8 protein-coding genes are annotated in these 10,497 nt (G+C 68.3%); 3 read left to right on the forward strand and 5 right to left on the reverse strand.

What is annotated here, in order from left to right; all coding sequences use genetic code 11:
* Positions 1–2 precede the first annotated feature (2 nt).
* The 4 genes from J4D28_RS27815 to J4D28_RS27830 all read right to left on the reverse strand — a co-directional run bounded on the left by J4D28_RS27815 (position 3) and on the right by J4D28_RS27830 (position 5,393).
* On the reverse strand, positions 3–1,115 hold the full coding sequence (locus J4D28_RS27815) for an alkene reductase (RefSeq protein ID WP_103331784.1): 1,113 nt from the start codon (positions 1,113–1,115) through the stop codon (positions 3–5).
* Between the two features lie 308 nt (positions 1,116–1,423).
* Positions 1,424–3,661, reverse strand: a complete 2,238-nt coding sequence (locus J4D28_RS27820) for a molybdopterin cofactor-binding domain-containing protein (RefSeq protein ID WP_103331783.1) — start codon at positions 3,659–3,661, stop codon at positions 1,424–1,426.
* The gene (locus J4D28_RS27825) at positions 3,658–4,131 is read right to left on the reverse strand and encodes a (2Fe-2S)-binding protein (protein WP_053269348.1); all 474 of its coding nucleotides are present in this window, start codon (positions 4,129–4,131) and stop codon (positions 3,658–3,660) included. The genes J4D28_RS27820 and J4D28_RS27825 overlap by 4 nt, the downstream gene beginning before the upstream one ends.
* Entirely contained in the window at positions 4,128–5,393 is a 1,266-nt protein-coding gene (locus J4D28_RS27830) for a c-type cytochrome (RefSeq protein WP_103331782.1), read from the reverse strand. Before J4D28_RS27830 ends, J4D28_RS27825 begins: the two co-directional genes overlap by 4 nt.
* Positions 5,394–5,695: 302 nt before the next feature.
* On the opposite strand from J4D28_RS27830, the gene J4D28_RS27835 reads away from it, so the two are divergent.
* The 3 genes from J4D28_RS27835 to J4D28_RS27845 all read left to right on the forward strand — a co-directional run bounded on the left by J4D28_RS27835 (position 5,696) and on the right by J4D28_RS27845 (position 8,690).
* Positions 5,696–6,910, forward strand: coding sequence for an MFS transporter (locus J4D28_RS27835; RefSeq protein WP_016703083.1), 1,215 nt, complete (start codon positions 5,696–5,698; stop codon positions 6,908–6,910).
* 116 nt (positions 6,911–7,026) lie between these two features.
* Entirely contained in the window at positions 7,027–7,926 is a 900-nt protein-coding gene (locus tag J4D28_RS27840; RefSeq protein WP_016703082.1) for a LysR family transcriptional regulator, read from the forward strand.
* A gap of 107 nt (positions 7,927–8,033) precedes the next feature.
* On the forward strand, positions 8,034–8,690 hold the full coding sequence (locus tag J4D28_RS27845; protein WP_103331781.1) for a DsbA family protein: 657 nt from the start codon (positions 8,034–8,036) through the stop codon (positions 8,688–8,690).
* Positions 8,691–8,760: 70 nt separating this feature from the next.
* On the opposite strand, the gene J4D28_RS27850 is transcribed toward J4D28_RS27845, so the two are convergent.
* A complete protein-coding gene (locus tag J4D28_RS27850; RefSeq protein ID WP_103331780.1) occupies positions 8,761–10,119 on the reverse strand; it encodes an OprD family porin in 1,359 nt (452 codons plus the stop codon).
* Between the last annotated feature and the right edge of the window lie 378 nt (positions 10,120–10,497).

A 10,497-nucleotide genomic window follows, 5' to 3' on the forward strand; every position in this document is an offset into this window, starting at 1 on the left:
CCTTATGGATGAACGGGGTAGTCGGTGTATCCACGCTGGTCGCCGCCAAAGAAGGTGCTTGGGTCGGGGGCATTCAGCGCCAGCCCGTCGCGGATCCGCCGGGGCAGGTCGGGGTTGGCCAGGAAGGGGCGACCAAAGGCAATCAGGTCGGCGCGGTTGGCGGCCAGGGCCTGCTCCGCCGATTGCGGATCGTAGCCGCCGGCGAGCATCAGCACGCCGTTCCACTCCGTGCGCAGTTGCCCGATGATCGCGTCCCAGCGTGGGTCGAAGTTCTCGTCCTTGACGGTGCCGACCACGGCCGGTTCCACAAGGTGCAGATAGGCCAGGGGCCAGCGGTTCAGGGCGCGGACGATATGGCCGAAAGTGGCCTCGGGCGTTGCGTCGCCCATGCCCATGAAGCGCCCCATGGGAGTGAGGCGTACCGCCACGCGTTCGGCGCCCACCTCATCGGCGACGGCTGCCACGACCTCCAGCAACAGCCGGGCGCGATTTTCCACGCTGCCGCCGTACTGGTCCGTGCGCTGATTGCTGTTGCTGTTGATGAACTGGTCGAGCAGGTAGCCGTTGCCCGCGTGGATTTCCACGCCGTCCATGCCGGCTTTCAGGACGTTGCGCGCCGCGCGCCGATAGTCGTCGACGATCTGCGCGATCTCCGCCACTTGCAGGGCGCGCGGCACCGGCACATCGCCCCAGACGCCGTTGCCCTCGTCGTCGACGATAAAGGTCTTGCCTGGAACCGGCAGGGCGCTGGGCGCCACCGGCAGGGCGTTATCGGGCTGGAAGCTCGGGTGAGAGACACGCCCCACATGCCACAGCTGCATGAAAATCAGCCCGCCGGCTTCGTGCACTTGGCTGCTCACCTGGCGCCAGGCCGCCACCTGGGCATCGCTGTAGATCCCCGGGGTCCAGGCGTAGCCCTGGCCCTGGCGGGAAATCTGCGTGGCCTCGGTAACGATCAGCGCGGCACTCGCGCGCTGCCGGTAATACTCGGCGTTCATGGCGGTCGGCAGGTCGCCCGGCTGGCCGGCGCGGGAGCGGGTCAGCGGGGCCATGGCCACGCGGTGAGCCAGGGTGTAGGGGCCGACCGCAAGGGGTTGGAACAGGTGCTGGGTCATGGGTATTTCCTTATGAGGGCATCGATCGAGATGCCGTGGGTGCTCAGGCGGACGGTGCCTGGTTGAACAACAGGTGATTGCCGGTTTGCGTGTCTTTGTTGGGCACTAACCTAATCCGCCGGGCCGTGGCTGATAATCCAGCCGCCGCTCTACGCTGCATTGCGTGAAACGCAACGCCCTGAACGGCGACGGATGCATGACGCGGCGAGCGGGCAGTCGACGGCGGGCGCGGCGATTGGCCCGCTCGCTCCTCGATGCCTTGGCAGCGTGCGAAAGGACCGCCGCCGAAGCGGCGGCTGGACTCCGGGTTAGGCCGGCTGCTCGGAGCGGGTCAGCGGCAGGTTCAGCCAGCGCCGGCCGGTGGCATTGGCCACGGCATTGCCGATGGCGGCGGCCATGGGGCCCTGGACGATCTCGGCGGCGCCGAGGAACGGCTGTCCCGGCTGATCGAGCAGATGCACCTCGACCTGCCGGGGCAACTGTGGAAAACGCAGGATCGGATAACCACTCCAGTCGTAGCTGCGCACACCCCCCGGGTCGTAGCCGACCTTCTCGAACAGGGTCCAGCTGGCGGACTGCACGATGCCGCCTTCCACCTGGTTGCGCAGGCCATCGGGGTTGACGATCTGGCCCACGTCCACTGCCGTGACCACTCGATCGAGCTGCACCTCGCCGGTCTGCGGATGCACCCGCAGCAGGACGGCGATGGCGCAGTAGCCCATGATGTTTTTGTAGCGGGCAAACGCAAAGCCGATGCCCGCGCCGGGCTCCTTGCCCTTGTGCGGCCAGCCGCTGGCGTCCCGCACCCGTTCGACCACCGCCCGTGCCCGCGGGTCGCTCAGGTGGGCGAGGCGCAAGGCCACCGGATCGGCGCCGGCCCGGGCGGCCAGTTCATCGATGCAGGCTTCGATGGCGAAGATATTGATGTGGGCCCCCAGCGAGCGCATGGCGGAGGTGCGAAACGGCATGCGGGTGACGAAGTTCATGTCGATGCGGGTGGACGCCAGGCTGTACAGCGGCACGGCATTGCGATCGCCATCCCCTTCGGGCTGGGCGATGGGGATCGACGGCGCGGAAACGAATGGCCGGGCCAACAGCCGCGCGGGAATCAAGCGGCCGGCATTGACGATGCGTTCGTTGTGCGGCGTGGTCCACAGCTCATAGGCCCAGTCCTGCAATCGGCCCTGGGCGTCGAGGCTGGCCTGGACCTCGGTGAGCATGGCGCTGCTGTAGGGCTCCCAGAGGTTTTCCTGCTCGCGCATCCACTGCACCCGCACCGGCGAGCCGGCGAGCCGCATCGCGATCAATGCGGCATCGGCCGCCGCGTCGTCCGCGCCGTTGTGGCCGTAGCACCCGGAGCCCTCGGTGTGGATGCAGCGCACCCGCTCCGGCGCCAGCCCGACCATCTCGGCGATCCCCGCGCGCAACGGGTAGACCCCCTGGGTGTGGGTCCAGACCGTGAGCACACCGTCCTTGAACCAGGCCACGGCGCAGGACGGGCCGATGGAGCCGTGCATCAGGTACTGCTTGCTGAACCGCGCGCGATAGCTGGTGCGGGCGCCGGCCGCCGGGTTGCCTTCATGGCTGATCGGGTAGCGGCGCGCGGGCAGGCGGGTCAGTAGCGCGTGGATGTCCCGCGCTTCGGGGATCGCTTCTCCAGCGCTCCAGCGGGCCTGCTCATAGCCGCTGCGCATCGCCTTGATGGCTTGCCACTCATCCCGGGCGACCACCGCCAGGTAGTTGCCGTCCTGCACCACCCGCACCACGCCGGGCAGGGCCTTGATCGCCTCGGCATCGAAGGCTTCCAGGCGGCAGCCAGGGCGGGGCGGGCGGATCACCCGGGCGTGCAGCATGCCCGGCAGGCGCAGGTCCTGGACGAACGCGGCGCCGCCACTGACCTTGGCCGGGATATCCAGGCGCGGCAGCGAATGGCCGATCAGCTTGAACGCAGACGGTGGCATCGAGGGCGATTGCGCCTGCGCATAGTGGTGCAGGTCCACGCCCTTGACCGCCTCGGCATAAGGCATGCGTTGCCCGGCCGGGCCCTGGATCTGGCCCTCGTGCGTCGTCAGCAGCGCGGCGTCCACGGCCCAGCTGCGCGCGGCCGACGCCAGCAGCAATTGCCGGACCTGGGCCGCGGCGTTGAACAGGGCCGTGCCGCTGTCGAAAATGCTGTGGCTGCCGGCGGTGTAGCCTTCGTTGGGCGTCAGGGCGGTGTCCGCGCTGAGCAGGGTGATCGCGCCTGGCGCGAGGTCCAGGCGTTCGGCGGCAATCTGCAACAGCGCGGTTTTCACCCCCGTCCCCAATTCGGCCTTGCCGGTGTAGACGGTGACGCCTTCGGCCGCGACGCGGATCCAGGCATCGAGGTAGGGATTGGTGCGCAGGCTGCCCGGCAGATCGGGCGCCAGTACTACCGTGCCGAGGGTATCGACTTCGCTGTCGGCCAGCGCCTGGCGCGCCGCCGGGACCAGGGTGAACGCCAGCACCAGCGCGCCACCGCGCAGGAACGCGCGACGCCCCTGGTCGACTTCATGGTGCCGGGTCATGGCGCGCTCCGCTCTTGCCTGGCCACGCGGCCGATGGCGTCGATGATCCGCAGGTGGGTGCCGCAGCGGCACAGGTTGCTCGCCATATGCTCGCGAATGGTGGCTTCGTCCGGATGAGGGTCGCGTTCCAGCAACGCCTGGGCGCGCATCAGCATGCCGGCGATGCAGTAGCCGCACTGGGCGGCCTGGGCCTCGATAAAGGCTTTTTGCAAAGGCCCCGGGCGCTCCGCCGTACCCAGGCTCTCCACCGTGCGGACGGCCTTGCCTTCCAGGCCGCTGCAGGGCGTCAGGCAGGAAAAGACCGGCTGGTCATCCACCAGCACGGTGCAGGCTCCGCATTGTCCCAGGCCGCAACCGTACTTGGCGCCGTTGAGCCCCAGGTGATTGCGCAGCGCATACAGCAACGGCATGTCGGGCTCCAGCTCCAGCGCATGGGACGAGCCGTTGACGTTGAGGGTCATGTGGGTCATTGCGCCTCCTGGCGTAATTCGTGAAGGGTGGAAGAAAGGTCGGCCCACGGCTGGCCCGGGCTGGCCTGTTCGCGCAGGAACGAGGCCAGCGCCGCCAGCTGCTGGTTGTCCAGGCTGGCGGCGAAGGGCGGCATGACCGGGCCGGGCAACCCCGGGGTGGCGGGCACGCCTTCGAGCACGGTCTTGAGAAAGTTGCGCGCGCTTGAGGCATGCAGCGCCGATGTCCGCTCCAGGGCCGGGCGCCCATCGATCTGGCGCATCGGCGCGGCCGGGCCATGGCAACCGGCGCAGGCGCTCTGGAACAGCTGGGCGCCAGGCGCCTGCTCGACCACTTCGGTGGGGCGTGCGGTGGCTGCAGCGGGTGCGGCGGGAGTGGGGGCCTTGAGGCTCAGCAGGTAGTCGGCAATCGCCTCGGCGTCGCTACCCGGCATGTTGCCCAGGCTGAGGCTGACCGGTCGCATCGGCCCGGCGGCGGTGCCATGGCCCTCGACCACCTCCGCCCGCAGGTAGCCCGCCAGTTGCTCGCGGCTCCAGGGCGCGGCGCGGTTGGCCAGGCCCAGCAGGGACGGCGCCTGCCAGCCGTCCACCCTGCCGCCGGCAAGATGCTGGGCGGACTGCTCGGCGCCCAGCGGGTTGAGCGGAGAATGGCAGCCGGCGCAGTGGCCGGGGCCTTCGACCAGATAGCGGCCACGGTTCCAGGTTGCGGATTGCTGCGCCATGGGCGCCAAGGGCTCCGTGTGCAGGAACAGCAGGTTCCAGAACGACACCAGCGGGCGGATGTTCATCGGGAAGTTCATCCGGTTCTGCATGGCCGGCGCATGCACGGCGGGGCCGCTCATCAGATAGGCGTAGAGGTCCGCGATGTCCCCGTCCGTCATGCGCCGGTAGTAGGCGTAAGGGAAGGCCGGATACAGCAAGTGCCCGTCGCGGGCGACCCCTTCGCGCATCGCCCGCTCGAAGGCCGGCAATGACCATTGGCCAATCCCGGTCCCGGCGTCCGGGGTGATGTTGGTGCTGTAGAGCGTGCCGAACGGCGTCACCAGCGCCAGCCCGCCGGCCAGGTAGCGGCCGCCGGGGCGGGTATGGCACACCGCGCAATCGCCGGCTTCGGCGACCCGCGCGCCGCGTTGCACCTGGGCGGCATCGAAGCGTTGTGGCGGTTCGGCCGGCGCGATCGCCGGGCGCCACATCAACAGCGCGGCGCCTATCGCGCCTGCCGTGGCGAGCACCACGGCGCCCAGCCACAACTGCCTGGCGTTCATCGGGTCACCCTTCATTGGTCCGTGGAATCCGCGCGGGCGGACAGTGATGCAGTCGAGGTCATGGAAGTCTCCTTGAGCCGCTGAGGAGAGCGGTGACGGACCGCCCCGTGGCAAGTGCCCAAGGGTAGAGAAGGGGGGTGGACGGCGGTATTGGCAAACCGCGCAAAGACCTTTTGCGCCATCGGCAACGCCGGGATCGTTGCGTGATGCGCATCGCTCAATTGCCCCGGCAGTGGATTCTCCCGATTGAGCGTCGCGCCTAGCCTTGGCGAAACTTTTCTCCACGCGAACGAGGTTTCATCATGCCTACCGGCAACTTTGCAACGACGGCCAGCACGGCGCTGAAGGGCGAACGGCCCGCCACCCTCTCTGGCGCCCTGGTGGCCTTGCTGGCCTTCTGTTGCGGCGCGGTCGTCGCCAACCTTTACTACGCCCAGCCGATCGTCGAGCTGATCGCCCCGCAGATCGGCCTGTCGAACGCCCATGCCAGCCTGATTGTCTCGCTGACCCAGCTCGGCTACGCCGCGGGCCTGCTGCTGTTGGTGCCCCTGGCCGACCTGATGGAAAACCGCCGCCTGGTGGTGGGGTTCACGCTCGCCGTGAGCCTGTGCCTGATCGCCGCGGGCTTTACTGAGTCGCCTTCGCTGTTCCTGGCGCTGTCGTTGCTCATCGGCCTGACTTCGGTGGCGGTGCAGATTCTGGTGCCGTTGGCCGCGCACATGGCGCCCGAGGAAAGTCGCGGGCGGGTGGTCGGCAACATCATGAGCGGGCTGCTGCTGGGCATTCTGTTGTCGCGCCCGCTGTCGAGCCTGCTGGCCCAGGCGTTCGGCTGGCGCGGGGTGTTCTTCAGCGCCGCGGGCCTGATGGCGGTGATCGCCTGCGTGATGGCCGTTGCCCTGCCACGGCGCATGCCGACGCATCAGTCCTCCTATGGCGAGTTGATCGGCTCGGTCTTCGCCCTTGCGCGCCGTCATGCCGGCCTGCGTGAGCGCTCCTTGTACCAGGGCTTGTTGTTCGCCAGCTTCAGCCTGTTCTGGACCATCGTGCCCATCGAGCTGATTCGCCAGCACGGCTTCAGCCAGGCGCAGGTGGCGGTGTTCGCCCTGGTGGGCGCGGTGGGGGCGATCGCGGCGCCGATCGCCGGCCGGCTGGCCGACGCCGGGCATGGCCAGCGCGGCACTCTCGTGGCCTTGTTGCTGGCACCGCTGTCCCTGCTGATAGGGGCGCTGCCGGGCAGTGGCTACCTGTGGCTGGTGGTGTGCGCGGTGCTGCTGGATTTTGCCGTGCAGCTGAACATGGTGCTTGGCCAGCGTGAGGTGTACGCCATCGACCCGCACAGCCGGGCGCGCCTGAATGCGGTGTACATGACCAGCATCTTCGTCGGCGGCGCCCTGGGTTCGCTGGTGGCCAGCCCGCTGTATGAGCAGGTGGGGTGGAGCCTGTCGGCGACCTCGATTGCCGCGGTCCCTGGCTTGGCGCTGCTGCTGTTTCTGCTCCGTCACTACCGCCAGGGCTGAGGGTCCGGGGCGAAGGAGCAGGCGCAGGTCACGGTGCTTGAGCACAACCGTACAAGACACTCGGTGCGTGCTCAGGCATAGTCCCTGGCTTCAATTTTCGCTCGCGGAATCGGCTTATGGACAAGTTGCTGGCGCTGAAGATGTTCGTTGAAACCGTGCGCTGTGGCGGCTACTCATCGGCGGCGCGCAAGCTCGGCCTGTCGACGTCGTCGGTGACGCGGCAGGTGGCGGGGCTGGAAAGCGAGCTGGGCGCCAGCCTGCTCAATCGCACCACGCGCAACACCAGTGTCACGCTCGCCGGACAGGCCTATTTCGACAAGGCCGTGGCGATTCTCGAGGCCATCGACGAAGCCGACGCCAGCGTCGCCGACCGTGGCAGCGAGGCCCAGGGGCATCTGCGGGCCAGCGTTCCGGTGGAGTTCGGCCGGCGCATCATCGCCCCGCACCTGGGGCGCTTGCTCGAACGCCATCCGGGGCTGGAGATCAGCCTGTCGTTGAGCGACCGGGTCAGCGACCTGATCAGCGAGCGCATCGATGTCTCGGTGCGCCTCGGCTCCTCGGTGGTCAGCGATGACATCGTCAGCAAGAAGATCGGCGACTTCCAGCGTTGGGTCGTGGCCAGCCCCGACTACCTGGCACGCACCGGCCTGCCGCGCCAGCCGAGCGACCTGCTGGAGCACCAGTGCCTGCGCTTCGACTATGGCGGCGTGCACCAGGACTGGACCTTCCAGGGCGACGAAGAGCCCCAGCGCCTGGGGGTGCAGGGCCGCTTGCAGAGCAACAACGCCGACATCCTGCGCGAGGCGGCGCTGGCCGGTGGCGGCGTGGCGCTGCTGGCCGACTGGCTGGTGCGCGACGATGTCGGCCAGGGCCGCCTGACCCGCGTGCTGGAGCAGTACGAGGTCAATCCCGGCACCGCCAGCACCTGCATCAACGCGCTGTACCTGCCCAACCATCGCGGCTCCAGCCGCATCAATGTGTTTATCGAGTTCCTCGAGGAAATCCTCGCCGCCTGAGCCTCGCTCGGGTCTTGAGCAAGACAGCGTTGCGCGCCCTGTGGCTACTCGTCCGACAGGTGCGCGCCTAGAGTCTGGCCATCATGGGTAGAAGCAAGGTGGTCGCTATGGGTAACGTCATTCATCTGGCGTACGACTTCATCAATCCCTGGTGCTGGATCGGCGAGCTGAACCTGCGCCAGGCCATGGCGGCCGCGCACCGGCCACGGCCGATCGTCTATGTGCCGAGGCGCTCCACGTTCGACCTTCCCGCCAGCCGCATCGAGCAGGGCGAGTACGCCCGGCGCCGGTTCGGCAGCCTGGCGCGCAGCCGGTTGTTCGAAGCGCAGATCACCCGGGCCGGCCAGGCGCTGGGGCTGCGTTTTGCCTTCGAGCGAATCGAGCGCCTGGTCGACAGCGACCCGGCGCACAGCCTGATGCTCGAGCGGGCTGCGCGCGGTGGCGACTGCGCCGCGCTGTTCGCGCGGATCTTCCGCGCTTATTTCTGCGAGGGCCGCGATATCGGCGATGCGCGGGTGCTCGCGGAGCTGGGCGGGGACGGCAAGCGCGAGCAGGAGCGGCTGCTCGACTACCTGCGCGGTGGTGAAGGACTGGCCGCGTTGCAGCGCCACAAATGCGATGCCGCGGACTGGTCGGGCGGGGTGCTGCCGGCCTTTCGCATCGGCGACACCCGGGTCTCGGGCGCCCAGCCCGGCGCCCTGCTGGCGCGGGTGTTGCGGGACGCGACGGTGGCAGACGCGCAGGTGGCCCATGCCTTGGGTTAGCCGTCATGTGGCTGCTGCCAACGGCGCTTCCCGGCGCATGGCCCGAGCAGGCTCGGCCCGCCGTGCAGGATCAGAACGGCCCGAGCTTGAGCGGGTACTGAATGACGATGTACAGCCTGTCGATGTCGTCGCCGGCCTGGGCGGCGTTGGCCCGGTGGCTGACGTGGGACAGTTGCAGCGACAGGTCCTTGGCCGGGCCCGACTGCACGATGTAGTGCAGGTCCAGGTCGCGTTCCCAGTGGCGTCCGCCCCGGCCCTGTTGCGGGCTGTAGGTGCCGCTGGCGCTGTCGAAGGGGTTGTAGGCGCCGCCCTGGGGCGCGTGGCTGCCGTCGATGCCGCGGCCGCTCACATAGCGGGCCATGAAGCTCAGGCCGGGAATGCCCAGGGCGCCCAGGTCGAGGTCGTAGCGCGCCTGCCAGGAGCGTTCGCCGGGGCCGTTGAAGTCGGCGTATTTGATCGAGTTGGCGAGGTAGATGGAGTCGCCGCCGACGAAGTCGAAGGGCGTGTCGCCGTGGATTTTCTGATAGGCCAGGGTGAATGCCTGGGCATCGATCCGGTATTTGCCGGAGAGGCTGTAGGCCGTGGTGTCGATGGCGCCGGCCGCGGCCTGGCCCTGGTCGCGGGTGCGGTACAGGTTGCCGTCGAGGAACAGCTGGCCAAGGCTGGCATGCAGGTTGGCGTAGTACTGGCGCCAGGTGTCGCTCAGCTCCGAGGCGTAGAGGGCGCCGCCCAGTGCCTGGCCGGCGAACAGGTCGGCGCCGATGAAATCGATGCTGGCGTGGCGGGTGGTTGCCCCGTAGCCGGAAAAGTCGCCCTTGGCGGTGGAGGCGTCCTGGTTCTTGAAGGCGTTGAAGTGACCGGCCTGCAGGTCGAGCCCCTCGAGCTCACGGCTGGAGAGCAGCAGGCCGCTGGTGTATTCCGGTTGCAGGCGTTTGTCGGCGGTGTCGAACACCGGGGTCGCCACGGTCATTTCACCGAGCGCCAGGGTGGTCCGCGAAGCCTTGAGCTTCAGCGCGCCGCCGGCGCTGGAGTAGCTGTCTTCGCTGCGCCCGTCATGATCCAGCGGCAACAGGCCCGTCCCGGAATGCCCTTTGCCACCGTCCAGTTTCAAGCCCAGGAAGCCGTGGGCATCGACGCCCACGCCGATGGTGCCGGGGGTGAAGCCGGACTCGAACGAGGCGATGAAGCCCTGGGCCCATTCCTGCTTGTAGCTCTTGCCGGCCGGGGTCGGGGAGCGATAGTCGTTGTTGAGGTAGAAGTTGCGGCTGAGCACTTCAAGACTCGCCCCCTCGAGGAAGCCGGGGGTGTCTTGCGAGCTCTGTGCCGCCAGCGCCGGGGCGCCGCCGCTGAGCAAGGCGAGCAGCCACAGCAGCTTCAGGCGCAGGCGCAGCGGCCCGGGGGCGGTGAGGTGTTTCGAGGCAAGCAGCATGCTTATGTCCCGCGTCAAGGTGGGTGGCCCAGGACGCGGCTGGCCGCGGTTCCGGCAGCTGCCGGTATGCCTTCGGTCAATCGGCGTCCGCTCGGCGTGGCCATCGGATCGAGGCGAAGCATGGTTGCCTATTACAGGGCGCGGGGATTGTACGGCTGTGCTGCATTCGGCCGTTTGCGCGGGCAGGCAGGCTGCAGATGCCGTTCGCGGTGGGCGTTGCGGCAGTTTTTGAATTGTCCCTGTTTTGGAATCAATGATTCTCGGTTTTGCTGGATTGTCCCTTTTTGTTTTGAGCCCTAAATTAGCCACCAAGCCGGCAGCAAAGCCTCCCCAGCGGAACCCGCGCCGAGCCCCCGAATTTTGCAACTCAACGCTTTT

Origin of the sequence: Pseudomonas sp. GW531-T4 (assembly GCF_017349615.1) — a bacterium.
Lineage (GTDB): Bacteria > Pseudomonadota > Gammaproteobacteria > Pseudomonadales > Pseudomonadaceae > Aquipseudomonas > Aquipseudomonas chlororaphis_I.